This window comes from Proteiniphilum sp. LBM24028, from assembly GCF_056629195.1.
In genome coordinates this window covers 2,354,368-2,379,408 of record NZ_CM152817.1, presented here as the reverse complement: position 1 = coordinate 2,379,408, position 25,041 = coordinate 2,354,368, and the positions used below count along the sequence as shown (strand labels likewise).

Genomic DNA, 25,041 nt, shown 5'->3' with positions numbered 1-25,041 from the left:
AGACAGCATGTTGCAGGAAATAGTGATATCAGGCTTTGGCGGACAAGGTGTGCTCTCTATGGGGAAGATCCTCGCTTATTCGGGTATGATGGAAGAAAAGGAAGTATCGTGGTTCCCGGCTTACGGGCCTGAGCAGCGTGGCGGCACCGCCAATGTCACGGTCATCATCTCCAATGAGCCTATCAGCTCACCGGTGGTGAATCAGTTCGATGTGGCCATCGTGCTCAATCAGCCTTCGCTTGAGAAATTCGAGTCGCGCGTAAAGCCCGGCGGAGCACTCATCTACGATAGCTATGGCATCCACAGAAAGGTGGAACGGAAGGACATCAATGTATACAGGGTCAATGCCATGGATGAATCCATGAAAATGGATAACAGCCGGGTTTTCAATATGATCATATTGGGCGGACTGCTCAAGATATCGCCCATGGTGGCACTGGAGAATGTGATGAAGGGACTGAAGGAGTCGCTGCCCGAGCGACACCACAAGCTTCTGCCCATGAATGAGGCAGCTATCCTGCGGGGTATGGAACTTGTAGAGCAGGAACAACAGGCTGAATAGCTATTCCCGAGAAATTTTATTTCTTGCCGAAAGGCCACCAGCTCCATCTCTTTTTCCTGTCCGGTTCTACCGGTTTGTTTTGGGATTCTCCGGCCTTTGCCGACTGAGCCACCGAGTTTTTCTCGGGCCGTATCATGCCCGTTTTTCCGGACCTTTTTTCTCTTTTTAGTTCTTCACCGGTCCGTTTATCTCCCTTTACGCGGGAATGATCTCCCTTCACGCTGGAATTATTACCGTGTGCCCGGGAAGCGCTTTCCTGTGGTGTGGTCACGCCGTCGGAAGCCTGCTTTACTGCATCCTGCTGCAGTCTCTCCGATTTCTTAATAAGTCTCTTCCCGGTTTTTTCGCCGGGTACCCTTTCTGAGGTGCCCTGCTTGCGGGCTTCCCTCTCTCCCAGGGGTTCTCTTGCATCGGATGCAGCTTCCTGTTTCCTGCGGGATTTCCCTTTTCCACGACCTTTACGTGATACACTGTCATCCCGGTTTTTCTGTTGCTTATCCCTTCCTTCCGGATGGTTATCCGCCATCGGAACGGCTTCCCTGCTTTCGAGCTGTAACGTGTCTTCTTCCCTTACACGGGAACCCTTTTTTCTTCGGTTGCCGGACTTTCCTCTTTCATTAGCATGTAGCACTGCTCCTTCAATCTGTTCCGCTGTCGTCTCCTCCTGCTTCTCCAGTTTGGCCGGCCTCTCTTTTCTGCCCTTGCGTTCCGATTTGGGCGGTCTTTCCGTACCTCCTGCTCCCTGCGACTTATCGGATTCTCCTGAACGTTTTCCTCCTTTGCCTGTTTTTGTGCGGCTGCCTCTCCCGCGTTGCGCACTCTCCCGCGTGGGATTGTATTCAGGTGCCTCACCCAGGTCTGCAGGTACCGGAATCCTGTAGATTTCCTTCTGCAGAAATTTCTCGATCAACGAGAAACGATATTGTTCCCCGGGCGAAACAAAGGTGATGGCCATGCCCGTGTCGCCCGCCCTTGCGGTACGCCCTATGCGGTGCACGTAATCTTCGGCATCGTAGGGGACATCATAGTTGATCACCAGGGTGATGTCATCAATGTCGATCCCCCGCGCCACGATATCTGTTGCCACCAGAATATCCACTCTTTCGTTCTTGAACTCGTGCATCACGTGATTTCGTTGCATCTGGTCAAGGTCCGAGTGCATTTCGCCTGCAGAGAGACCCATTTTATGGAGCGTTCTGGCAATATCCTTTACCTTCTGCTTCGATCCTGAGAAAAGGATCACCTTGTTGGGCTTCTTATCCTTGAACAATTGCTTCAGAATACCCATCTTCTGGGCGTCATAGCAGATGTAAGCCGACTGCAGGATGGTTTCCGGTGGACGTGAAATGGCAATGGTGATCTCCTCCGGATCACGCAGGATGGTTTTGGCCAGCTGCTGTATCTTGGGCGGCATGGTGGCTGAGAACATTACTGTCTGTCGCTCTTTTGGCAGCAGATTGGCAATCTTCATGATGTCGTCAAAGAAACCCATGTCGAGCATCCTGTCCGCCTCATCCAGAATAAAATATTTCACACCCGAGAAATCAATGTTATACAGGTTGATATGCGAGAGCAGCCTGCCCGGTGTGGCAATCACCACATCGGCACCGCTAAGCAGCCCTCTTTTCTGTACATCCCATGCTTCTCCGTCATTTCCTCCGTATACTGCCACAGAAGAGAAGGGGGTGAAATAGGAAAAACCTTCCATCTGCTGGTCGATCTGTTGTGCCAGTTCTCTTGTGGGAGCCATGATGATGGCATTCACCTTGTTTTCCTCATGTGGTTCCGACTGCAGGTTGTTCAGGAGTGGGAGCAGAAAGGCTGCTGTCTTGCCCGTGCCGGTCTGGGCGCAGGCAATCACATCCTTCTTTTCCAGGATCACCGGGATCGCCAGTTCCTGCACGGGAGTCATTTCTGTAAAATTCATCGCTTCCAGGCCCTCCTGGAGTGTATTGCAAAGTGAAAGTTCGGTAAATTGCATCTGTATATCCTTATTTCTTCAAAGGTACAAAGATACGATGAATAATTGATTTTCTGTAAATGGCTAAATTAATCTCAATGGAATGTTTTTCTTTACAAAAATAGTTTTATCTTTGCACGCGCATTTGGGGGAGTTTCTCGCTTCCATGTGGTGCATATAAGCGCTGAAGATGATGCTAACTCACTTCGGTCAGCGCGCATAAAAAAACAGGGGAGTTTTTATACTCCTTCAATTTCAATACGATCGAAAGGAGAGATGGCAGAGTGGTCGATCGCGGCGGTCTTGAAAACCGTTGAAGTGCAAGCTTCCGGGGGTTCGAATCCCTCTCTCTCCGCAATAAAGGGTGTAAATCAACTATCTACGTGGTTTGCACCCTATTTTATATCTCTATTCACCTATCCCCGTTTTTATTAACTTTTACAGGAAATATAAATGGATTTACTTGATAATAAATTCAGCATCAAGAAGACGGTTTCCCATAATAAGATATCCATTGTCGTGTTTAGCTTTCTCTTTTGTATCCAAAATAGATATTTCTTTTTCTAATCGATATTTCCCTTGAACTAAGTTTATATCAAGAATGTCAAGATTTAAATTGAAAGTTTTTTTAGTTTTAGGCTCTATTTCAAATCCTTCATCCGTCCATATTATTCTTTCGAATTCTGGAATAATAGCCCAAAATCCGAACTCTAGACGTTTTATTAAAAAGGAGTTTCCTGCAAGAAGCCTGTGATCCGAATTATTGATTATTCTTACCTCTATCTTTTCAGGACTTCCTATAAAAATGGAATCACTTAATATTAAGTGAATGTCCAAAGAGTTTATCAATACGGGTCTCGAGCCATTTATCGCTACATCTTCTTCTATTAAAGGGCTGTTAATGGTATCTTTTTTATTTTCAACTATGTGATATTCTTTACTTTCTGTCTGTTTTTTTGTTGTCCGCACACAGCTTCCTGCAATAAGTACAAAGACGTTTAAAATTATCAGTATCTTTTTCATTTTAATTACTGTTTGCAGTTATTTATTGCCTTTTTATTTTATTGCCAATAACGCTGAAAAAATAATTACATCTTGCAGAAAGTGTATGAACCACGCCCAAAATATCCCTCTGGTTTCGAGTATCGATTTTGCCAGGAACCATCCCAAAAATCCGGCGACTATCACACCTGCAATTCCGCCGGGATTTCCCCAATAATGCACCGTTCCGAATATCAGTGCCGAGATGAGGGGGATCGTTTTGTCTCTGAGCCTGCCTTTCAGCACGACTACTACTCCCAAGCGGGTGATACTTTCTTCTACAAAAGCGTTGGATAGCGCGAAGAGGATGGTGAACGGTAAAACGGATAGCATCGTTCCAAAGGTAATTCCATTCGGACGTACAAGTTGAAAATAGATGACAACAGCCGTTACAGCGGAGATGACGATAGCGAAGTTTCGTCCGAAATGATACCAGTTTTCTGTCGGTTTTGGATTAATTCCGACTATCGGCTCCGGTAAAATCTCCGCGGAAACATTACCTTTCTTGAAATACTCCCGAAACTGCTTTCTTTTTACGCCCCACAAGAACAGCAAGAAAAGAATGGTTGCCAGCAATGTAACCGATTGATAAGCGATTTGCTTGTTTATCACTTGCGGTAAGTTGTCGAAAATTACCACTCCGTTTGCCCAATTGCCTATCGGCACCAGCGCAAATGTCAAGGCTATTACAACCAATAATAAGAAGATGTCTTTCGGTTTAAGCATAGTGATTTTTATTTCATCGATAATGTCCTCAATGCCTTTTTTGTTATGTATTTCGTTTCTTTTGTATCACTTTCATTTTCCCAACGCTTGCAAAGTTGCACAACAAAGTCTGGGCGGGTTTTGCCGGCGTCGTTCAACCAATTTCCAACGCTGTCCCGGACATATTTTGCCTTGTCCGATTTCAACGGTTCCAAAATGGGTAATGCCTGTTCCGGATGATGTTTAAGGTCTTCAATATGCTCGCACCATACACCGCGAGGGCGTGTCGATTCGGTCGTAAAACGCCTGATGTTTTCGTTTTCGCTGGCTGTCCATTGGGAAAGGATTCCGATACTTTCGTTGAGTTGTCGTGTTATTTTCGATCTTACGGCCATCCAGCATATTTCTCTCACTCCAAAATGTTTGTCGGCCGCAAAAGGTTGAATTTGTTGCAATGTTTCGACAATATTCAGATTTTCGTTTTTCCCGATGGTGTACGTTGCCCAGCAACGAACAAGGTCGGCTTTATGCATTGACATGATTGCCAAAAAGTCTTCATCCCGATTTTTTACCGCCATTTCAAAAAGACCTGTCCCGATGGCTTCGTTTATGGTGTTTACGGTCTGCCTTTTCAATTGATTTATTTTCAATAGAACAGGGCTTAGATATTCCGTGCGGTTATGCTGTCTGAGCATGTTTTCAAGCAAAATCCGCTGGTCAACTGCCAGCCATTCTACAAGATTGGCAGTTTCAATTTCACCCCTATTTAGCTGTTCCAAAATATTTGCCGGGATATCCTTTGTGGAACGTGCTCCTTTTCTTTTATCTGTCATATAGTTCTTCCAAGTCTTTACAGTATTTTTTAAATTTTTCATCATGGTTTCACCAGTAGTAACGAAATACCGAACCAATTGTTTTTTAATCTTTGATCGGGATAATCATTTTTGGCTATGTTGCTGATGCCCATATTATATCGTAACGATACCTGTAGGAAATCAGTTAAAACATAATTTACCGCGAAAGGGACGGAATACTCCACTCTTTGAAAAGTGTTTTTGGCTTTATTGGAACCCAATAAAACATTGGTGCTGAAACCTGACGCTATGCCGATTTTATCGTTCCATAAATTGAATTTCAGCATAAGAGGAAAATCAATATAATGCAACCTGATATTTTGTAGTGGGTCATTGCCTCTTTCCCCCTTTTGGTTGTATAAAATCTCCGCCGTGAAAGAAACAGGTTTGAAGATGTTGTACTCTTTATACAAACCCAACGAAAGGCCTGCTTTGGGTTTTCCTGCGTTATCTTCTATACTTGAGTAAGTAGCTCCGATACCGATAGCTGAAACAGATTTGATTTTTTGCTCTTTCCGCTTGCTTACTGTTGCCTGAATTAACTTTGTTGCCACCGTGAACGAGGTTGAAGGATAGGAAATTTGGTTTACAGTTCCGGCTATGTACAGGTCGTTTTTAGGATCATAATACGCCAATGCGCCCGATAATCCCGAATGGCCGATAAGTTCGGGCATGCCCAATATGGCAGGCAGTTTAAACTGATGAATGCCTACGCCCGATTTGATGGGTTGAAAAATAGGGTTCCATACCTGTAATTCTTCGATGTAGCTTTTAGGGAAAAGTTTTCCGGTAAAAAACGCTTCTACAAACATCAATAATTCGCGCGAAGTGGAAACAATGCCGCCGTCGGCTCCAAAAGACGTCATTGCCTTGGGTATTTTCAATACGTTGTTTTTGTAATACATTGCCTTGGGACGGATGTCATTTATGTCGTTATACAAGTAGGTTTTTGACAAGTTTAAAGGCTCGAAAATCAGTTCTCGGCAGTTTTCCGAATACGATTTGCCCGTGATATTTTCGATGATTCTGCCTAAAAGTTGAAAATTGGCATCGGAGTAATGCGCTTTGTTCTTCGTGCTTGGAGCAAACAGGGGTTGATTTTTTTTGCTTCTTTCTATGGCTTGCTCAAAAGTCCAAAATTGGTCGTTCCCCGAAAAAAGGTCTTCTTCGAGGCTTTTTCCGTTTGTGCCTTTATCTTCAAAATAATCCGGCAGTCCCGAGGTGTGCGCCAGCAAATTCCGAACGGTGATTTCATTGGAATAATCAACACCTTTATACAAGTGAAGTCCCTGCATGACATCGTCATCAAGATACCTGCCGATTTTATCCTCCAATATTAGTTTATTTTCGGAAACAAGGTGCAGAATAATGGCTGTGGTAAAGAGTTTCGTGGTGCTTGCAATAAAAAACGGTTGCTCGTTTTCCATGTCTCCCGCCGAACCGCTCCATACCTCGCCTTTGTGCTTCACGCTGAATGAGACGCCGAATACTTTTTTATTGTCCACCGTCTTGTCAAGTATTTCTTGCAACACCGATGTTTTATCTGCCAATTGAATTGATCCGGCTTGTTGTGCCTTCACGGTACTGTTTATAGCCACAACCGCCAGCATTGTCGTTAAAATAATTTTCTTTTTATCCATTGTAATTAAGTTTTTAAAGTTTTATGCAAAATTATTGTGCAAGAACTTCAAAAAACTTATCGTAGGATAAGAAACGGCGTTACACGGTTTTTTTCCTGATCCGGCTCAGGCTTTCGGGCGTGATGCCCAAGTAGGAAGCAATGTATTTGTCGGGTGTTCGTTGTAAAATATGACGTTGGTTGCGCAGTATTTCCATGTAACGCTGTTCCGCCGTTTTTGAAAGTATTTCGATTTGCTGGTTTTGCTTGTGGATAAACAAACTTTCGGCCGCGGTTTGACAAATAATTCTGCCATAGCCGGTTTGAGCGAGTTTAATAAAATCCTGCCGTATAATTTTAAATAAACGGCATTGCTCAAAACACAGCACTTCGAGTTGCGTAGGCTGATTGGACAAAAGAGAAAGGTAATCGACCAAAAAATCGCCTTCGTAGCAGAGGTCGGTGCAGATATAGTTATTGTTGTTGTAAAGTAAAATTCCGCCCGAACCTTTTAAGATAATATGGAAGCTCTTTTCTCGCTCGCCGAATTTTTTCAACACTTCGTTTTTCTCTGTTTCAACGATTTCGCCGTGAGACGTAAAACTTTCCCACACTTCCAGGGGTGCTTGAAAATAGGGGTCGAAAATAGCCTTGATTTCCTGAGCTGTTTCTTTCATAAGGTGTAACGGTTTGGGTAATTTGAAATAAAAAAAGTCAGGAGTTCGAAATCAGTAGACCGGAATGGCAAACTTGCTGTTTCGGTTTCCTTTTTCTAATTTCTCCACTCTCCTTGCAGACAACTTATCACATAAATAAGTCGAATGCGAGCATCTCTCATATTGAGTTTGTCATTCTGTAAAAACAGTGTGACAACAAAGTGAGGAGTTAAACCTCCTGACCTTTGTAATTCGTCAGTCAAACCGGAAAATTGCGGGTACTCTTTTTCCAATTCCGCCAATAAAACTGTAAATTTACCAATTGTATGAATATCAAAGGTAATAACAGGCCTGTTTTTCAAGTCTTCAATCAGGCGAACTCCGCTACCCAAACTCCAGATAGAGCGGAACGTACCCACATGCAACATATCAAGCAGTTTGATTTTCTGTTCGTTAGATAGCGGATAGTTATTCAAGTTCCCTTCCTCCATGGAGGCTAAAACCTGCGTGTTGAATGCCGAATATCTAGCGACTCTAGTTTCAGGAGATGCATCGGCTTGAATGCCGATTTCTTGTTCAAACGAATCCAGCAATGTTTGCAAATCCAAAACTTCCTGTTCCGTGAAAATTTCAGTGATAGAAGGATAATCGGCCAACCTGTCGGGCGATTGGATTGTGCAGGCAACGAAAAATAGGGTAACACTGAAGAATATAGGTATAAAATACTTCATGACACTGTTCAACATTTTGTGTAAATAAGAAACGGAGGGTTTGGCTGTATTTACAGCTGAACCTGATTTTCAAAGATAGCTAAAAATTAGTTAAAAATCAAACCCCAGTTCTGAATGGGCTGTGTCCATTTCTTCGATATTTCCATAAGTGAAAGAGAAACAGACTTTTTCAGTGATTCATCGCTGGGGGATACCATCTTGTTTTTGGTGTACTTTCTGATTTTACCATTCAAATTTTCAATCAGGTTGGTCGTGTAAATAATCTTCCGGATCTCCAGGGGAAAGTCAAAAAACACGGTCATTTCCTCCCAATTCTTCTGCAAGTCTTTTTCCTGCAGCACTACAAACCGCGGTAATGTCTGCTTTGTAATGTTTTGCGATTTGAATTGCCGAAGAACCTACCGAGCCTGTGGCGCCTATAATCAAAATCGTAAAATAGTTCCCTTCTTTACCGTCTTGAATAAGTCCAAAGAAAAAACAGCATCCTTTTCTTCCTCTGTCAGAGAAATGTATCTTGATATAAAGTCGAATAGTAAATCTTGCATATTATTTTTTTATTAAAGGATGTTACACTTGCCACTAACGTTTGGCGGCTGGGCGCGGTGGCGAATTTCGGAGTATTTTACTGTCATCCACGCACAAATGTTGATAAAAGCAATGCACTTGATTAACCATATCAGTGCCCATTGCGGCAAACGGCTATTATGGGTAGTTGCTTTTATCATTCTTTTGTTTTTGGTTGCTTTACAAAAATAATTGTGTCAGTGATTATTGGCGCTGTCCAGCCTTTGGCCGGATCAGATTTTTTTTGCTCTAAAACTATTCCTATCGTGTCTGTTAGTTTGTCAAGTTGAATTAATTTTCTACCATCTTCAATTCCACCTGCGTATTTGTCACCTACAAGTCTTAATTCAAATTGAAAGTTCTCAGATTTCTCTTTTTCAAATAATATTTCTAACGAATAATTTGTGTTCAATATTTTGTCGTCTTTACCATAAGATATTTCTGTATTAGCTGTATATATTAAAAGTTTTGTGCTGTCAAGCAGAGTAAAACTGCTCGGTGTCGGAAAATACAAAACTTGTTCTGTCCTTTTTTTATTTGGTTCCTTGTCTGTCTTAGTTGCCATTATATATGCAATGAAACCATAAGTCAATAAATTACCGATTAAAAAAGGAATAAATAACCTTTTTAAAGTGCCTTTGAAAATAAGTTTTATTGTCAAGGCCTCAATGAACACACTACCTAAGCACATTAGAATGTATGTTGCTACCCAATTAGTAATGTCAAATGTTGCGTGAGGAACAAAGTTGTCTACTAGTGCGTGCCAAAAGAGCATTGCCCACATCATTACAAAAGTCCCAACAAGTCCAGAAACTAAATTACCTATTATTGATGCTAAAAAGGATTTTTTGAATGAATATTTCAGCATTGCCATAATTGTGAATGTCTCAATTACAATTGTCGCAAATACTAAAAACCAAAATCGCCAAATTTCGTCATAAACGTAAACGGCAGGCCATACTATATTCAGTAAAATCATCTTCTTGTTATTGTTAGTATCGTTTTGTTTGCGGTCGTCATACAATTACCCATAACGCCTTGTTTACGCAGCAAATGTACTGAATTTTCCATCAATGCAACGCATTTCTGTAGCAGGCTTGTGTTTTCGCTAATCAGTTCTTAACCAAAGTCAATGAACCCTTGCAGGTACCACCGTAATTTTGTATTACAACTCTTTAATTAAAAAAAATAACAATGAAAACAATTACAAAAAAACTGATTGTACTGTGCTTGATCCTCTGTACGGTATCTTGTTTTGCTTAACAGATAAGGCTGTTTTATATAATTTCGCTGTTTTACTCTCCATAGGGACTTCCAATCTGATAGATATTATTCGATGTGAATAAATCCAACTGATAATCATCACTTAAATAAGCTTTATCTTCCAGTAAAACGCAAGACGAAAAATTGTTTTTTATATTTTTCAAATAATGGATGCCGTGAACAGCTGCCGAGGTAAGTTCAGAATCACAAAACACTCCGCTTGAACTGCATACAGCATGTAACTTGTATCCATAGAAATTCATCTTTTGACTGGCACGATATCCTTTGGAGGGACTCGTAAGGTAATCTTCTTTGCAAATCTTTACTCTTGACGAGCGTGACAATTTACAAACTTCCAAAGGCATGCTGTCAACAATGAAATAATTTTCAGAGCCGATTAGTTTCTCCGACAACGCCTTCCGGATTCGCTCTTTGACAAAAAACAGTTTACGTCTTCTACGATTGTAAACACTACGTTCAATTTTTGAACTAATTGCCTCAGGCAGTTCACTAAATAAGTGAGGTTCAAAATCAATTCCAAAAGACTCTGCCGTTAAATCAACAGCGATTAATTCAAGATCGCTTAAACGAGGCTGACGAATTTGATTTAAAAAGTTACTTTTTGTTTCAAATTGCTTTAATATCTCGAGATTTTTCTCGAACTTTGACAGGAAGTTGTTCAAGATGTTTAATTGATTGTCAGTCAAATAAATGTACGGATATTACCCGATATGAACAACTTTTTATTACTATTTTACAAATGCACTACGGGTATGCTTTTGATTTATAATCGGAGGTTTACTTGTAAAGCAATTATTTCTTATTCGTTTCCGTTTTATCCCATATGCGATAACGAAGTTCCAATCCTTTGGAGATAAATATAACGATGGGTTCCGATTTTTTGAAGGGGACAGTCATTGGATTCATACTGTGAATGAATTTTTTAGTTAACTTTCCGTCAGGGCAAGCCATGCGCGTGGATGATATTTTGCCGTCGGACTCGTAAAAATAGAAGGTATAAGGAACTTCAACCATACCCCCGCTGCCAGAACCTTGGTTGGTAATCCAATGTTCGTTACAATCTACCGCTTTGGTTATTCCGGGGATAAGTTCAATTTTTGAGTCCTCAGCTATGTTGGTTAGTTTAATCATGTAACCCTCGTAGGTGGAACCATATAATTTCTTTTGATATTCAGGAAAATCTTTCAAAATCTCTTCCGTACTTTGGGCTACCGATATCATCTCGGATACTTTCCACACGGTATGCCGTATTTCGATATTCTTGCCAGCTGGAACCTCAACGTTTATTGGTTTAGAGCTATCGTAATCCATCAATGTGGTTGGTCCGGTCACATATTCATAGTGCATGCTGTCGGTAGGACAACCCATCGCGGTTTGAAATACTTCTCCATCCGACTTAAAGATCAAGTTTGTCAATCCTGTTTCCAAGTCAACCGACTTTTCAAATTTACCCTGCAATCCGTAGCCGTTGCAATCGTCAACCTCCATCCATACCGAAGGTATAATTTCTACTTTATACTGTGATTCATTTTGAAGCGACGGCAGGGTTAAAACGTATTTCCTTAATTCATCTTTTTCTGTAACCGTCTGTGAAACATCTGTTTTTTGAATAGAATCAGTTGCTTCTGTAGATTTTTCAGAAGCCGGTTTGCGTTGCGAACAGCTGATAGCGGACAGTGCCATCGCAAGCAATAGTAGGGATGATAGTTTTTTCTTCATTGTTATTGTTTTAGGATTGTTATATAAAAACGAATTATTACACTGATTGTTTTTTCATTGCCGCGTTATCTGATACGGCCTTTCAAATAGCATTCAAAAAGATTCCCTTTTTGACATTCCTTTAAACATCAATATTTAGACATTATTTTTTGTAAGAATTCCCTAATCAATTCATTAACCTTATCGGGATTATCCAGATTGGTTCCATGATGCGCATTGGGAATAACTTTGAGTTCGGAATGAGGAATATTTTCCTGTATGTAGGGTTGCTGATAATTCGTCATCGTATCATGATCTCCTATCATCAACAGGGTAGGACATTTCACTTTATGTAAATCGTGCTTGCTTTCCATTCGTATTACTGCGCTCCATACCCTGTTCCATTCATCATGTTTCGTTATTGAAAAAGCTTGAGCATCAGTAAAATGATAGAATTCATGGTTCCGGAAAACTCTTCATTTATGGATGAAGGAAAGAATTTATTGATAGAAGAATTTGGTAAAAATTATGCCACATATTTTTCTATTTTAAGTGCGATTTCAGGTGGAATCAATACTCAACCCGAAATTGAATCGGCTTTAGGAAACAAGAGCATTGGCGGGCAATTGAAAAGACTCATTGAAGATTACAACATTATCGAGCGTCAGCGTCCGATACTTTTAGTTTATTTATTGAGAGGCATATCCGTGAGTACGGAGGTTTTTATGCCGATAAACTCAAAAATCCGGTCATAGAAATTAAATAAATTTTTCTATTGTGTTTTTTACTACAACTCCTTTCCAGTTAAAATCATCCCCTTTAAGCGATATATTAATATTATCTGCATTTGAAGGAATTGGAGGAAAGTATAAATAAGATGTCCAGCACCGCGCGGAAGACGGCGGGGCTGATGTCGGTGCGCCGCCGCACGGCAATTTTAATCAAATCGTCCTCGTTGAGCGATTTTCCGGTTACTACCCGTCCGAAACGGTCTTCTTTGTGTGCGGAGATGGAGAGGTCGTACAATTCAACCGCTACCAGATTTTTGTCGGCTGCCGCCACTGTTGTTTTGTTTGTGTCATAATTAATTTATTTTATTTTGATACCACGTTTATATAATAGTTCGATTGTTAAAATGCGGATATGGCGCGGACGTAGTATTTACTGCTTTTCAAGTAGGCACTGCCGTGACCATCTAATAATAGGACATTCCACACGTAATTATTTTTATTGAATTCAGACGATGACCAGTAGGTCACGCTATCGTCTAACTGTGTTGTGCCGCTAATGCCCGCCAGAGCCGTATTTATCGCTGCTTTTGGGGTGTAAAGCTCCCTCAACTCATCTCTTGCCGGCAGATACCACTGCGCTCCCTTAGCTATACACCACTCAAAGGCAGGAAAGGTAACGGTGCTTGCCGGATTGTTCAGCTTATACGCCTTAATGGTATTGGTATTCGCCTGTCCGTCATTGACAGATGTTGCACCAAAATCTCTGTCATCTACTGAACTCCATATAAGGCCTTCCGGCGATTGATCCAGGCTCACTATCTTGCCGTTTTTGCCGCCGTTGGTTACGCTGAACACCACGCCTTGCACTCTCCCCACGTGTGGATAGTAGTTGCTCACGGCATACAGGTGGTTGGGGTCGGGCGTGGCGGTTTCCACCGTCTTTATCTTGTAGCGCAGGGCTTTGCCGGGTACCAGATCGGCTTGGGCGGGAAGGGTGTAGGAGAGCGAAAACTCGTTGCCGTCGGCATAGCTGCCGTTGCCGTCCAAATCTTGCCGGAAGGTAAACATCTTATGCCCGGCAACAATAGCTTGCGCGGGCACAATGGCACGATACACGTATTTAGAGGCATCGCCCATATCCATGCGGTGCATCAGAATATCGGATGGCGAAATACCGGTAATGACGATGGGATAAACGGGATTATGAGACAAATCAACCATCGCGTAGTTTTGTACTCCACTGAGTGATACTTTCAGTTTGTCGGCAACATAGAGGGGCGTGTTGTCGGCTCTTTCCGAAATATCCACCTCCACCAGCGCAAAGAGATGGTTAAAAGAGAGGGAAGCCGTACTACCCTTGTTTACGTTCAGCGCCTTGGCAAACAACAAGTCGGAAGCGTTAAAACCGTTGCCGCTCTGGTCGGTCTGCACGCCAAATGCCATTTGAGTAGGGGGATTTATTTCAGTCAAATCCATATAAGGATAGTAGGCATAAAAATCGAGCTGCATATTTTCTTCTGCCGGAAAATAGAGCGGCGTGGCGGGTGTCCACGTGCCTGTCGCATTACTGTAAGTGAGCTTCACATTTTGGATGTAGTTGCCCGAAGCCGCAAGGGTAGCTGTTTCACCTTTTTTATACTTCACGGCAAAAATGCCGATGGCATCGCCGTCTTCCCACGTGGTGTGGAAATCCTTGTCGGTAGCGGCGCGGGTTTGCATTCCGCCCGCCCCTTGCCACGCAAAACCTATCTCGAAACAGATGGGCTGCGTTGTGTCGGTGTTAGGGGCAATGGCTATATCGGTATCCTTGGTGCAGGATACTGCTGCCAGCAGTAACACCAGTAGAGATGCCGTTCGTAGAGACGCAAGTAATTGCGTCTCTACAACATGCAACGTCTCTACATTTTTAAATATTTCTTTCATTCGCATAATCGGTTGTTTTTAAACGATTTCTTCTGTAATCATTAATTGCTAAAACTTAGACACCGCACGAACATTAATAAAAGCGAGCTTGTAATCATAGTCTATATTGCCATTACTGAAATAGATTAACCACGCATGATTACTGTAGGGGGCGTATTCCGTCGATGACCTGTACCAACCACTGTACAACTGCGTTGCTCCGGCAATGCCCGCTAAAGCATTGTTTACTGCCTGTTTTTTACCATAAAGCTCAACTAACTCATTTTTTGACGGCAGATACCACCTCGCGCCTTTGTTGATGCACCATGCAAAGGCGGGGAAGGTAACGGTGCTTGTCGGGTTGTTCTGCTTATACTCCTTAATGGCATTGGTATTCGCCTCTCCGTCAAAGTCAGATATTGCACCGGTAACACAGGATTCTGTACTCCATTGCAGATTTTGCCCCTCATCCAAGCTCACGATCTTGCCGTTTTTGCTGCCGTTGCTTATGCTGAACACCACGCCTATGGCGGTGGCGGAGTTGGCAGGGTCGGGGTAGTAGTCGCCTATCTTGTAAACAGGTCTTGTGTCGTCATTCACAATAGGGCTGGTGGTGTCCCACGGGGCAATGTTGGTTGCCGTGGCGGTAATACCGGTGTGGCTGATGGTGATTGTCCACTCGTGGAGCGTGGCGGGGGCAAGCGACAGCGCAGGAGCATACCACACGTAATGATTGCCATTCACGGTAAACGTTACCTTCATGCTTTGCGCGGCAATGGCGGCGGGCAGTACAATGGCTTCATAGTGCGAGCCGTCCATTTCGATGTAGGGCACAATGGGGGCATGCATTGCCCTGTCGGTCAGTTCGCCCGAAACGGTATTGAACGTAGCGGCGCTGTTCAGCCCCGTTATCGACACGCTCATTCCCGCGAGATCGGTGGCGGTAAATCCCGCTCCCGCTACGGTTTTCAGTACCAATTTGCTCATCACGTGGCGGAACGGCAGGGTTACGCTCCCTGTGCTAAGCTTGCTATGCTGCGCCATGGTAGAGGCATAGAGCAGGTCGATGGTTTCGGGATTGCTTTGGTCGGTGAGATCTACGGCAAAACTACCGTTCTGCAACGCGGTGTTGTAGGGATAGTAAGCCGTAAAGCCCACCATAGAGCCGTTTGCAGGGTAGTACATATCGCCCGCCGTGGCGGTAAAGTTGCCGTTGGCATCGGCGGTGTAAGGCATATTTTGGTATGCTGTTACCACCATGCCGTCGGTCATGTGTATGCCAATCTTGTCGCCCGCCGTCCATTGCGTGCCTGCGGCGCGGGTGGTGGCATTATTACCCGCAATGGCAACGGAAAATCGCACCGCCGCCGCGGTATCCGGCAGGATTTCCTTCTCCTTGCTGCAGGATACGGCTGCCAGCATCAGTAGAGACGCAATTAATTGCGTCTCTACAACATTGACAACGCACAACGTCTGTATTTTGTGTATCTTCATATCGTAGTTTTTTAAGAATTCTCTTACAATGCAGTTCCGCTGCCGCCAGGTCCGGTACTCCACGGAGCTATAGTTCCCTGTATGCCCGTAACGGCGGTGCGGCTAACGGTAATCTCCCATTCGTGGATGCTACCCGCGGTGAATGCGGCGGTTGTGGGTACTTTCCATACATATTCATCTGTTCCGATGACAAAGCGTACCGTCATGGAATTTTCTGCGGATGCGGAGGCTACCGGAAGAATAATGGCTTCATAGTGTTCTCCTTCTTTTATTGTCCTGAAATTGATGGCTGCAAGATTGTCATAATTGTCCAGCGAGCCGCTTTTGAGGTTGAATGATGCGGTAGTCCTGCATTTGGTGGTAACCGTCATTCCTGCAAGCGAGGTAATGCCTGCTCCTTTTTGGGTTTTGATAACGAATTTACTCAGTTTGTGGCTGAAAGTAAGGGGTACCGCTGTTGAACGTTTATTGTAATCTACGGTTGTTTTTGCATGCAGCAAATCTATGGCTTCAGGCGTGCTTTGGTCTGCAATATTTAACGAATATGTATCGGTAATTCCCTGCTTGTAAGGGTAGTATGCCAAGAAGCCTACATTAGAACCGTCAAGCGGATAATACATATCCGCGTCAGCGGGCGTGATAATGCCGGCGGCATCGATGGTGTAAGGCACATTGTCGTAATTGTTTACGGTAGCTGATGCGGCATCAAACATACGGATACCTATCTTGTCGCCTGCCGTCCACTGCGTGCCTGCGGCACGGGTGGCTGCTTTATTGGCTATTGCAGTGGTAAAATGTACTGCTTGTTGGTTATCTACCTGATTATTAATCTCTTCTTCGTTGCAAGCCGATAAAGAGGCTATGACTACTGTTGCTAAAAAAAAGTACTTCTTCATTATTGTATATTATTAATTAAATTAAGTTCGGTGGATGAGTTTGTTAGTCAGCGATTCCATTGCCCTCTTTTACGGTTTTCCAATCGGTAAGGGTTATTATAAATCCGGCTGCGGTGGGCATTTCCATTAGTTGGGCACCCAACGAAAACGGTTTGTTTTTCTCCACGTTGAATGTTTTTAGCTGATTGCCAAGGTCGTAATCTTGCGTGATTTCTGAGGGAGAGCCTCCTGCAAACGCAATTTTAACGGTAAGTTTGGGCATGGCGGAAACAAATCCGAGCAATCGGGCCGTTGCCTTGTATTTGCCGTCGGGCTGTTTGGCAAAGGTGAGGCTGATGTTTTTCTCAACGCGCAACGTTCCGTCCCGTAGGTTTAGTTGCTGCGCCCCGCCCGAGAGTTCCGCCGTAACCGATCCCACCTTGTTTACTGTGCCACCTGTGGGTTCTATCCACAGGTTCAGCTCGCGCACCTGTTGCTGCATGGTAGCGGTAAAGGTGTAATCGCGGTCTTTCTCCACGGTTACCTCGCCCGCATGGGAAAAGAACCACCCCGGAAGCGATTCCATATAACCGTTTGTAGTGGTTTCAACTGTGGCGGTTTCATCTTTCACACTTATCTTCTCCGCCGGATTATATACCAGCATTCGGTATGTTTCCGGAGTAAAAAGGTGGGGTAGTGCGCTATGATCTCCTTTCAAAACGACTGCATAATCGCCAATTTGCGCGGTATAACTCTCTGGGGCAGCAATACCCTCCCCTTTTTTGCTCCAGTCGGTAACGAGGGTTATCTGCCCCTTATCGGGATGGGCGGTATCGTAAATTTCCTCTTTTACGCAGGAGAAAAATAGCAAAAGAGCAATGAATATACTCGTCGTTATTTTTTTATTCCGTATCATAATGCTTGCCTTTTTAGAGATGGATGACTGATATGCCATATAAGACTAACCCCGATTTGAGTAGGACCAAAAATTGTTTTACTGACTTTTTTTGCCTTGAAAACACGCACGCCGTCAATTACTCCGAACGTGTCATAGGTTAAATGTGCCGCACCCAGACCTATATTGAAATCACATGAGAAATGTCTGCCCATAGACAATTGGTATCCTACCGTGAGTGCGCCTCCATATACGCTTCCCTGATAGCCTGTACTGCCGAGTTTCAGATTGTATTCGCCCAGTGTAGCTCCCAAACCCATATAGAAGCGTTTGTTTTCGAGCATAAACCGACGCACCTCAGGGTTGATAAACCACAGTTTCTGAATTTTATTCTCACCATTATATTCCCATTTGCTGTAACCCCCATCAATTTTAATTCCGTAGGAAGGAGTGATACGCCATTGTAAACCGATATTGGGTGTGGCAGCCGCCCAATACAAGAGGTTGGTGCGCAGGTTAAAGACGGTGCGTGTGGTTGTCGCTGAAGCAGGCGAAAACGCCACTGCCGGCTCCGGTTGTGGCTCCGGCTCTTGTTTTGCTTGTTCCATTGGTAGCTCTTGCAGCTCTTGTTTGGGCTGTTCTGGTGGCAATACTTCCGGCTTTTCAGTCTTGGATTCCGCTTGTTGTGCAGGAATGGTAACGGTTACCACGACAATATTTTTTTGCCCCTCGTAAGCGGTAGCGACGTTTTGCGTAATAAAGTGTTGCTCCGTGAGACCGCAACACGTAATCAGTTCGCTCTTTACACGGTTACTCATGGTTTTGGCGCGTTGCAATCGTTGAGCAGTATTGCCTGTAGTGGCACAGTAGCCGTTCACGTAGATTGCCCCTTCACCCAAAACAAAGGTCTCCTTATGCGTAGTGATAAACTCCGTGAGCCGGGCAAGATTCTCCCCGTTACCGTTCCACGGAGAGAAGAGCATGTCGTTTCCCGCCACAAAGCGGAAAGTAACCTGTTCTTTCGTTTCTTGTGCCTGGGCTAAGCCAAACGATGCAACAAGAAGAATAAAGGTCGATACTATTGTTTTCTTCATTGATAAACTATATATTATTAACGTGAGTTCGGGATAACATATTATCCCCAAATGGTTAATTGACTTGACTTTTCCACTTCAAATTTGATTGAAGGCTTTTTGGGAAAGAAACAATATGCCACCAATGCAGCAATTATGTTCATGATGAAATTATGTGTGGAACGATGCCTTGAATGTTCTATCTGGCAGATATTCTTCAGTTCATCATTGATGGACTCAATTACAGATCTTTTGCGTAAGAGAATCTTGTCGCGGAATGACATCAGGGAATTTTTCATATTTGAGCGTATACCGGTCACTAAATGAACACCCTGGTCAAACAGCATCTCGAAGAGCTTTGTGCTGATGTAACCCTTGTCTGCATATAGTTTACCGAAAAGATCTTTGGTAAGAACATTGATTACGTCAGGGTTTCTATCGTCGACATTGCCTTTTGTGAGAGAGAAATTCAGCAATTCACCCTTTTCGTTACAGACCAGATGAAGCTTGAATCCAAAAAACCAGCCCATCGTACTTTTCCCTCTTTGTGCCAGATCCCTGAATACTTTATTCGAGTGTATACGCTTGTTATGACATACTTTAATGGGAGTGCTATCCACATATGTAATGCCTGAGCATTCACCAAATCCAAAGAGTTTGAGCAAGAGCATGAAAGGTACAATCACCCTGGGTTGCAACTCGACAAAACGGTTGTAGGAAACGGCATTTGGAAAATAGCTCTTCATGTGTTTGCAAATATAAAACAGGTAATAATTCTTGAAATTATGGAAGGTTCCGCAGTGGAAACAGACCATCACGGCAATAATCTCGCTCTGGGACATTTGCGTTTTCCTGTTTCTCCTTTTAGTTGTACCCCCGGCTTGAAGTTGATGATTCTGAATTTCATTCTCATATTCTGCACAAAAATCGTCGGCAATACAAAATATTTCAATAACTTTGTCTGTTGTGATCATAGGGCTGATGTTTGTTATTTGTTTGATTATCAGCTATAAATATACAAATAATCTCCCTATATCACAACTTTTTTTATGCTTTTCTTATCCCGAACTCACGTTATTATTTAATTTAACTATGTATGGAACGGAGTTTTAATTTTTTTTGTAAAATTAATTCATTCTTATGGGGCTAAACAAAATACGCACCTTGAAAAAGGCTGAAAAAAATTGTTTTTATACCTTGAAATACCATGAAACTGTATTTTTCACCATACTTTTAATTAACTTTGTTTCAAAATTCCTTTTTATTATGAAGGCTGAAAAAATAGAGCGTTTTATTCTTCGTCCTTTCGGAATATTAGATGAAAATTCACTCATTGAAAGACAGCAGATAGCCGTCTTTATTGTCTGTGAGTTCGGTATTATGTTTATCAGCGCGTATGTGTTACTTTTGTCTGAAAGTGTGAACAAAGATGGCTTTTTCTATGCGAGTAATCTCTTTTTTATTATTTTACCAACAGTTTTGTTGGTACTTTATTGGAAAAAGGTTGTTACATTAAAACAGGCTCTTTTCTGTAATATTCTTCTGATTCAGGCAGATGTAACCATTAAAATGATACATTTGGCCTACGCGCCCCTGAGTGCTCCGCTGGCTCACAGTTTCATTCTTATCAATATGACACTGCTGCTATTATGCTTCTTTGTGGCACATTTGTCGCAGATACGCAATCTGAATCTGGTAATATTTGCCTGTTCAATAGGTTCTTATGTGGCATCTGCAAAACTGGCTCAAAGCGATCTCCTGCTTACGCTGATACCCATATTCTTGACAATATTCATCTTGGTAGCTTTCCTTACGTATTTCATAGGGCGAATGACTGAACAGGTAACCAAAGTAAATTTAGAGTTGAAAACCGAAAATGAAGAGATTTCGGAACAATTGAAACTTAACAAAAAGCAATTGGACGCATTGATGTCTTTGGCGAAGGAAAAAACTATGAGCAAACAACAGATTAGTGAAGTACTGGAACTTGTGGGCGAGAAAGCGGAGAAAAATATTAGGAAAAAGGTGCGTTACCTGATGGAACAGGAGCAGATAGACTACACGCGACTGAGCGAAAAGCTCCCCGAACTCACTCGTTCGGAAATTGAGATATGCGATTTGATACTGAAAGGGTGTAAACTGCTGGAAATATGCTATAAACTGAATAAAACAGAAACTAATATATCCAGCCAGCGTTCCCACATACGGACAAAACTAGGACTTTCTCCGAAGGAAAACCTCAAGGATGTCCTCCGTAAAAAAATGATGCAAGATTAATCAATAATCTTCTCACATAGAAATGAAGTTAAACAATTTTCGAATAACCGCTACCGTTCAATTCCCTGAACACTCGGTAATTTCCAAAGAACAGTCCGACAATGCTTTATTTGATATTTTGCAGGAAGATAATATTGCCGACAATGCCGCTTATTTGCCAAACGTTGATAGATAAAGTGTTTGCACTGCCTTACGCACAATCACAGGAGGTTTTCGCTTACCGCTATCGAAAGCAAACGCGAAGACTTGGAGCATTGGTATTACCGCCATTCTAAACACAAGCCGCCAATGCAATATACAAACGCCGAATGCGAAGAACGCTATTTCTCATTCAAGGAGGTAAAAACAAGGTAGATACAATGGCGGACTACACCAAAAAAATATGTTTCTCACCACCAAAAAAATCAGATACGAACAATCCAGCGTTGATTTTATCAATCCCAAGCTGCCCGATTATTCCGCGCAATGCCAAAAAGAGATAGACCAGATACAGCACCTCTACCGCTTAAACAACGAACTTTCAGAAGTACAAAAGCAGCACAACCAAACCATAACAACATTCAATAGACTAAAAATAAACTGTAGGGGTTGTCTCAAAATGTAGTGACCCCAAAAGTATTTTGTCCAACTTTTTGGGGTCACTACAAAAGATCGACAGCCTCTTTTTTGTGTGCCATGCATGTCACTTGGCTTGGTGGTGAAAGTCCACTATGGGGGTTTGTGATCGCCAACCATTAACCGAAGACAAGGATGTCCATCATGAGGTTGAATCTGAAGGAAGTCCCAGGCAAAGTTCCGCCCCGAGGAACACGAATCATATCAGGCATACCCGTCGGGATGAGGCTGCATAATGCCGAAAGAACGATGGAGAGCATCATCTCGTTCATCGAGAAGAGGCTCTTTTTGAAAGTCAATCGGGACAAAACGAAAGTTGCCTGCATCAGGGATGTCAAGTTCCTTGGCTATAGCTTTTACCGATACAATGGAGAATGCAGGCTGAGGGTTCACCCCAAAAGTGTGGAAAAGATGAGAGCCAGAATTGGAGAGCTTACATCCCGAAGCAATGGATGGGTGAATGAGCGCAGAAAGATAGCACTAAACCAATATATAAAGGATTGGGTGCAGTACTTCAAACTGGCGGACATTAAAACGTTACTAATAACAACGGATGCCTGGTTGCGTCGAAGGCTACGCATGGTAATATGGAAACAATGGAAACGTATCAGTACCAAGTGGGCTAATCTCGTTAAGCTGGGTATCAACAGATACAAGGCATATGAGTGGGCTTATACCAGAAAGGGAAGACTGCCTCTATTTTGAGACAGCCTCTACTCCATTGGTCAAGAATATAATCCTTCCGATGAGTTTGTTACGGCTGAAATCAATAAGTCAACCAAAACATTACTCAAGCAGATGAAAAATTTTGATTACCTAGAAATTTAGGGTGTGGGTTTTAAAAGATTTTTTTTCATTGTGAATTATTTTATTGATTTCTACTTTTTTTTGATCACTGTTATTTTTTTAATATATCAAACCAATCTTGTGCCGAAGGGCAGCAGGGGAATTGATGACCGCGTAACCAATCACCTCGGATTTGGTAAGTTACGGGAACTCCTTTTTTGCATTCCAGCACGACCCGGTGCTCTTCCGGTTGGTCGTCGAAACGCAGGAAGCGGTCCGGCGGGAACATGATCCCCATGCCTATCCAACCGATCTCCGGATCCTGGAATCCCCACGAACCGATGATGCCGGCATCCCTGTCGGAAAAGAATGTCTCGTCTGGTAACCGCACCAGGCCGATACCTAATTCGATCTTATCGCCGGGAGCTCCGCCGTCCACCGTTGCTTCCACCGATGAGTAAAGATCCCCGGCGCCGATTGAAGGACGCAGGCGTACGGTGCAAGGGGTGTTTTCAGGGCCGACCCCTTCCGCTACAAATTCGAGGGTAAGCTGGTTGTTGGTTTGCTCAACCACACGGCCGGTAAAAGTGGGATTTCCCTTGCCCGTTTCGTTACGCACGGGGTAGGGCACGCCGTTCACATAGAGGATGACCCCTCCGCATCCTGCCGTTTTTCCCACGTGCAGGATATCCATTCCCCAGCCGTTCTGGTCGATATGGTAACTCTTGCCCTCGGCTATTTTTGGCATGATCAGCATGTCGATCCACTGACGTTTACCGAAGAGGTCGAAATGACCCAAATAGAAGCGAAAGGCCGCTTTTTCCGATTCCCATCCCCAGTTGGGCGGAAGCCATTGGTTATTCCAGGCCACGCGCGGTCTGTCCTCTTCCCTGCGCAACCGTGCCGTCCATACATGATAATCTTCTTCCGGTCTGCCCGTCTTGAAATGTTTCGCAACGGTTTTGACCATAGCTTGTGTGTCGCCTTTACTGCGGGCTACGTTGAATTTTTTCCAGAAAGAGCGGTTTTTGTATCCCGATTTTTTCAGCCGGTCGATCTGCCGGTCCTGCACCAGTGTAAGGTAGTACAATATGGATTGGTCGCTGTTCGTAAGGCGACGTGCAATATCGTCCGGAATATTTTTATCCTGCATGCGATTTGCAAGCATATCCCACACCGCGTCTTCTTCCATTCCCTCTTTCGTGGATCGGAGTGCTGTCGTAAGAGCCATCACCAGATTGTATTTATTTTCCGGTTCGGTTTTAAAAATGGGCGCCAACGTCCCGTTTAACTCCTTGAATGTCCAGCCCACCGGTTTTACGTCCGACACATCGATGGGGTAGGAGTCATCCGTTATGCCGTCGCCATCCGTGTCGATATCCACCCTGTCCACGATGCCGTCCTTGTCTGTATCCACCCAGAGGTAGGTCATGTCTGTTTTTATGTCGAAGTCGTAATCCACCTTGATCCAGCTTCTGTCGCTGTTCTTGATGTGGGCGCGGTGGTCGGCGGGATTGAAATAAAACTCGTTGGGTCCGGCGGGCTTGAGCACCAGCTCATAGCGTTTGTTGAAAGGTCCGCAGTCGGGAGCTCCGATCCGCGGCATCACGTATCCCGAATCGGTGGATGCGGCATTGATCACTCCTTCCCAACGTTCAATGGTATCTTTCGGATCGTTAAAAGCAATATTCAGGTTATTCTCGTTCCAGGTCATCAACACACGTTCCCAAGTAACTGTTTGCAAGTAATTGCGTGCAGTAGAGCGTTTCAACACCGGACCGGTAGGAATGCCCCGGATCATAAAATGTTCCGTTTGCTCTTCCGGTAAATACATGGTGAAATCGCTTTCCCGATCTTTGTCTTGTGTCCATCCTTTTGCACATGCCGAAACGGAGACATCGAAGTCTCTTTGCTTTCCCGCTATCGGGTTCACATTAAAGCTCCACCGGAGTGACTTCACCAGCTCTTCCTTTCCTTCTACGCGGATTACCTCTTCACTGATGCCGTCGTTATCGAAATCGTAAAAGAGGAACGGGTTTTCAAAATGAGGAATCCATTTGTCTTGTTCGGGATTCAGGTAATAAACGACAAAACTTTCGTTTCCCCCAAAATGCGAGTGGTTCTGGCAAGGGATCTGATAATAGACGTAATCCATATCGTAATCCAGCAGGTTGTCGTCTCCATCGTCGGTGGAGACAAGTGCCCGCAATCCGTCGAAAGGAACACGCCAGCCTTTCTTGCCGTAAGTGAACCATTCCATCACGTCGAGATCCCCGTCTCCATCCAGGTCACGATAACCGATCACGGCATCGACCAATCCGTCGGCATGCCAGTCGGCGATCCAGAGGTCCCCATACTTTTCGGGCTCCTTGCCCGTCTCGAGATTACCATTCTCGTCAACCACCTTGACCAGTATCGGTTTCTTTGCTTCCGTATGGCGCGGTTCGATATCGATAAACCACACCTCCTCCGGCTTGCCGTCACCGTCCCTGTCCACATAGTGGCGCTTACCCGGGGTATCATTTTTTACTTTTTCGACCATAGCAGGATCCAGTCTGACGGCATCGCCGAAAATCTGCTCAAAAGCGTTTTGCTTCGCCATCTTTTCCGTGTCCTGTGCATGTACGGTTGTGGTGTGAAGGCAGCAAATGGAAATCATCCAAAGAAAAGCCATACCGAACCGCAACCGATTTTTGTTCAATAAATTTTGTACCATAAAT

Annotated in this window: 21 protein-coding genes, 1 tRNA gene and 3 pseudogenes; 5 read left to right on the top strand and 20 right to left on the bottom strand. The window is 43.7% G+C overall.

The window, feature by feature from the left end; all coding sequences use genetic code 11:
- The first annotated feature begins 7 nt into the window (after window positions 1–7).
- Window positions 8–562: a 2-oxoacid:acceptor oxidoreductase family protein gene (locus tag AC1HCU_RS09455; protein ID WP_480365419.1), complete on the top strand. Its 555-nt coding sequence runs from the start codon at window positions 8–10 to the stop codon at window positions 560–562.
- A gap of 700 nt (window positions 563–1,262) precedes the next feature.
- Here the strand turns inward: AC1HCU_RS09455 and AC1HCU_RS09450 are convergent.
- Window positions 1,263–2,543, bottom strand: a pseudogene (locus tag AC1HCU_RS09450) (DEAD/DEAH box helicase); the annotation flags it as partial.
- Between the two features lie 249 nt (window positions 2,544–2,792).
- Between AC1HCU_RS09450 and AC1HCU_RS09445 the strand changes: the two are divergent.
- Window positions 2,793–2,877: transfer RNA gene (locus AC1HCU_RS09445), tRNA-Ser, on the top strand.
- Window positions 2,878–2,981: 104 nt separating this feature from the next.
- Here the strand turns inward: AC1HCU_RS09445 and AC1HCU_RS09440 are convergent.
- The 11 genes and pseudogenes from AC1HCU_RS09440 to AC1HCU_RS09390 form a co-directional block, all read right to left on the bottom strand.
- On the bottom strand, window positions 2,982–3,545 hold the full coding sequence (locus AC1HCU_RS09440) for an immunoglobulin-like domain-containing protein (protein WP_480365417.1): 564 nt from the start codon (window positions 3,543–3,545) through the stop codon (window positions 2,982–2,984).
- Between the two features lie 33 nt (window positions 3,546–3,578).
- Window positions 3,579–4,289: a CPBP family intramembrane glutamic endopeptidase gene (locus tag AC1HCU_RS09435; protein WP_480365415.1), complete on the bottom strand. Its 711-nt coding sequence runs from the start codon at window positions 4,287–4,289 to the stop codon at window positions 3,579–3,581.
- A gap of 8 nt (window positions 4,290–4,297) precedes the next feature.
- A complete protein-coding gene (locus tag AC1HCU_RS09430) occupies window positions 4,298–5,101 on the bottom strand; it encodes a DNA alkylation repair protein (RefSeq protein ID WP_480365413.1) in 804 nt (267 codons plus the stop codon).
- 41 nt (window positions 5,102–5,142) lie between these two features.
- Complete coding sequence (locus AC1HCU_RS09425) at window positions 5,143–6,762, bottom strand: serine hydrolase (protein WP_480365411.1); 1,620 nt, start codon at window positions 6,760–6,762, stop codon at window positions 5,143–5,145.
- Between the two features lie 79 nt (window positions 6,763–6,841).
- A complete protein-coding gene (locus tag AC1HCU_RS09420; RefSeq protein ID WP_480365409.1) occupies window positions 6,842–7,417 on the bottom strand; it encodes a Crp/Fnr family transcriptional regulator in 576 nt (191 codons plus the stop codon).
- Window positions 7,418–7,512: 95 nt separating this feature from the next.
- Window positions 7,513–8,127: a hypothetical protein gene (locus tag AC1HCU_RS09415; RefSeq protein WP_480365407.1), complete on the bottom strand. Its 615-nt coding sequence runs from the start codon at window positions 8,125–8,127 to the stop codon at window positions 7,513–7,515.
- Window positions 8,128–8,213: 86 nt separating this feature from the next.
- A pseudogene (locus tag AC1HCU_RS09410) lies at window positions 8,214–8,420 on the bottom strand (transposase); the annotation flags it as partial.
- On the bottom strand, window positions 8,413–8,553 hold the full coding sequence (locus AC1HCU_RS09405) for a hypothetical protein (protein WP_414703277.1): 141 nt from the start codon (window positions 8,551–8,553) through the stop codon (window positions 8,413–8,415). The gene AC1HCU_RS09405 and the pseudogene AC1HCU_RS09410, both read right to left, overlap by 8 nt.
- A gap of 295 nt (window positions 8,554–8,848) precedes the next feature.
- Window positions 8,849–9,670 carry a hypothetical protein gene (locus AC1HCU_RS09400; RefSeq protein ID WP_286850584.1) on the bottom strand — a complete coding sequence of 274 codons (822 nt, stop codon included), beginning with the start codon at window positions 9,668–9,670 and terminating at the stop codon, window positions 8,849–8,851.
- Window positions 9,671–9,986: 316 nt separating this feature from the next.
- The gene (locus AC1HCU_RS09395) at window positions 9,987–10,637 is read right to left on the bottom strand and encodes an IS982 family transposase (protein WP_480365405.1); all 651 of its coding nucleotides are present in this window, start codon (window positions 10,635–10,637) and stop codon (window positions 9,987–9,989) included.
- A gap of 130 nt (window positions 10,638–10,767) precedes the next feature.
- Window positions 10,768–11,694: an ecotin family protein gene (locus tag AC1HCU_RS09390; RefSeq protein ID WP_480365403.1), complete on the bottom strand. Its 927-nt coding sequence runs from the start codon at window positions 11,692–11,694 to the stop codon at window positions 10,768–10,770.
- Window positions 11,695–12,119: 425 nt separating this feature from the next.
- On the opposite strand from AC1HCU_RS09390, the pseudogene AC1HCU_RS09385 reads away from it, so the two are divergent.
- A pseudogene (locus AC1HCU_RS09385) lies at window positions 12,120–12,350 on the top strand (ATP-binding protein); the annotation flags it as partial.
- A gap of 160 nt (window positions 12,351–12,510) precedes the next feature.
- Here the strand turns inward: AC1HCU_RS09385 and AC1HCU_RS09380 are convergent.
- The 7 genes from AC1HCU_RS09380 to AC1HCU_RS09350 form a co-directional block, all read right to left on the bottom strand.
- Window positions 12,511–12,735 (bottom strand): hypothetical protein, encoded by a 225-nt coding sequence (locus AC1HCU_RS09380; RefSeq protein WP_286850577.1) that lies wholly within the window; start codon window positions 12,733–12,735, stop codon window positions 12,511–12,513.
- 68 nt (window positions 12,736–12,803) lie between these two features.
- Entirely contained in the window at window positions 12,804–14,327 is a 1,524-nt protein-coding gene (locus tag AC1HCU_RS09375) for a fimbrillin family protein (protein ID WP_480365401.1), read from the bottom strand.
- Between the two features lie 48 nt (window positions 14,328–14,375).
- Window positions 14,376–15,800, bottom strand: a complete 1,425-nt coding sequence (locus tag AC1HCU_RS09370) for a fimbrillin family protein (protein ID WP_480365399.1) — start codon at window positions 15,798–15,800, stop codon at window positions 14,376–14,378.
- Between the two features lie 23 nt (window positions 15,801–15,823).
- Window positions 15,824–16,696 (bottom strand): fimbrillin family protein, encoded by an 873-nt coding sequence (locus AC1HCU_RS09365; protein ID WP_480365397.1) that lies wholly within the window; start codon window positions 16,694–16,696, stop codon window positions 15,824–15,826.
- Between the two features lie 43 nt (window positions 16,697–16,739).
- A complete protein-coding gene (locus tag AC1HCU_RS09360) occupies window positions 16,740–17,591 on the bottom strand; it encodes a FimB/Mfa2 family fimbrial subunit (protein WP_480365395.1) in 852 nt (283 codons plus the stop codon).
- Entirely contained in the window at window positions 17,588–18,664 is a 1,077-nt protein-coding gene (locus AC1HCU_RS09355; protein WP_480365393.1) for a DUF3575 domain-containing protein, read from the bottom strand. Before AC1HCU_RS09355 ends, AC1HCU_RS09360 begins: the two co-directional genes overlap by 4 nt.
- Before the next feature lie 41 nt (window positions 18,665–18,705).
- Window positions 18,706–19,617 (bottom strand): IS982 family transposase, encoded by a 912-nt coding sequence (locus AC1HCU_RS09350; RefSeq protein WP_480364839.1) that lies wholly within the window; start codon window positions 19,615–19,617, stop codon window positions 18,706–18,708.
- Between the two features lie 292 nt (window positions 19,618–19,909).
- Here AC1HCU_RS09350 and AC1HCU_RS09345 point away from each other — a divergent pair, with 292 nt between their 5' ends.
- Both AC1HCU_RS09345 and AC1HCU_RS09340 read left to right on the top strand, forming a co-directional pair.
- The gene (locus tag AC1HCU_RS09345) at window positions 19,910–20,920 is read left to right on the top strand and encodes a helix-turn-helix domain-containing protein (RefSeq protein WP_286850566.1); all 1,011 of its coding nucleotides are present in this window, start codon (window positions 19,910–19,912) and stop codon (window positions 20,918–20,920) included.
- A 750-nt stretch (window positions 20,921–21,670) separates the two neighbouring features.
- The gene (locus AC1HCU_RS09340; protein WP_480365391.1) at window positions 21,671–22,240 is read left to right on the top strand and encodes a group II intron maturase-specific domain-containing protein; all 570 of its coding nucleotides are present in this window, start codon (window positions 21,671–21,673) and stop codon (window positions 22,238–22,240) included.
- Between the two features lie 193 nt (window positions 22,241–22,433).
- On the opposite strand, the gene AC1HCU_RS09335 is transcribed toward AC1HCU_RS09340, so the two are convergent.
- Window positions 22,434–25,037, bottom strand: coding sequence for a DUF4861 family protein (locus AC1HCU_RS09335; RefSeq protein WP_480365389.1), 2,604 nt, complete (start codon window positions 25,035–25,037; stop codon window positions 22,434–22,436).
- Window positions 25,038–25,041 lie beyond the last annotated feature (4 nt).

Coding starts and splice junctions, on each gene's coding strand:
- AC1HCU_RS09455 (WP_480365419.1), top strand. CDS start 8: ATGTTGCAGGAAATAGTGATATCAGGCTTTGGCGGACAAGGTGTGCTC.
- AC1HCU_RS09440 (WP_480365417.1), bottom strand. CDS start 3,545: ATGAAAAAGATACTGATAATTTTAAACGTCTTTGTACTTATTGCAGGA.
- AC1HCU_RS09435 (WP_480365415.1), bottom strand. CDS start 4,289: ATGCTTAAACCGAAAGACATCTTCTTATTATTGGTTGTAATAGCCTTG.
- AC1HCU_RS09430 (WP_480365413.1), bottom strand. CDS start 5,101: ATGACAGATAAAAGAAAAGGAGCACGTTCCACAAAGGATATCCCGGCA.
- AC1HCU_RS09425 (WP_480365411.1), bottom strand. CDS start 6,762: ATGGATAAAAAGAAAATTATTTTAACGACAATGCTGGCGGTTGTGGCT.
- AC1HCU_RS09420 (WP_480365409.1), bottom strand. CDS start 7,417: ATGAAAGAAACAGCTCAGGAAATCAAGGCTATTTTCGACCCCTATTTT.
- AC1HCU_RS09415 (WP_480365407.1), bottom strand. CDS start 8,127: ATGAAGTATTTTATACCTATATTCTTCAGTGTTACCCTATTTTTCGTT.
- AC1HCU_RS09400 (WP_286850584.1), bottom strand. CDS start 9,670: ATGATTTTACTGAATATAGTATGGCCTGCCGTTTACGTTTATGACGAA.
- AC1HCU_RS09390 (WP_480365403.1), bottom strand. CDS start 11,694: ATGAAGAAAAAACTATCATCCCTACTATTGCTTGCGATGGCACTGTCC.
- AC1HCU_RS09375 (WP_480365401.1), bottom strand. CDS start 14,327: ATGAAAGAAATATTTAAAAATGTAGAGACGTTGCATGTTGTAGAGACG.
- AC1HCU_RS09370 (WP_480365399.1), bottom strand. CDS start 15,800: ATGAAGATACACAAAATACAGACGTTGTGCGTTGTCAATGTTGTAGAG.
- AC1HCU_RS09365 (WP_480365397.1), bottom strand. CDS start 16,696: ATGAAGAAGTACTTTTTTTTAGCAACAGTAGTCATAGCCTCTTTATCG.
- AC1HCU_RS09360 (WP_480365395.1), bottom strand. CDS start 17,591: ATGATACGGAATAAAAAAATAACGACGAGTATATTCATTGCTCTTTTG.
- AC1HCU_RS09355 (WP_480365393.1), bottom strand. CDS start 18,664: ATGAAGAAAACAATAGTATCGACCTTTATTCTTCTTGTTGCATCGTTT.
- AC1HCU_RS09350 (WP_480364839.1), bottom strand. CDS start 19,617: ATGATCACAACAGACAAAGTTATTGAAATATTTTGTATTGCCGACGAT.
- AC1HCU_RS09345 (WP_286850566.1), top strand. CDS start 19,910: ATGAAGGCTGAAAAAATAGAGCGTTTTATTCTTCGTCCTTTCGGAATA.
- AC1HCU_RS09340 (WP_480365391.1), top strand. CDS start 21,671: ATGTCCATCATGAGGTTGAATCTGAAGGAAGTCCCAGGCAAAGTTCCG.
- AC1HCU_RS09335 (WP_480365389.1), bottom strand. CDS start 25,037: ATGGTACAAAATTTATTGAACAAAAATCGGTTGCGGTTCGGTATGGCT.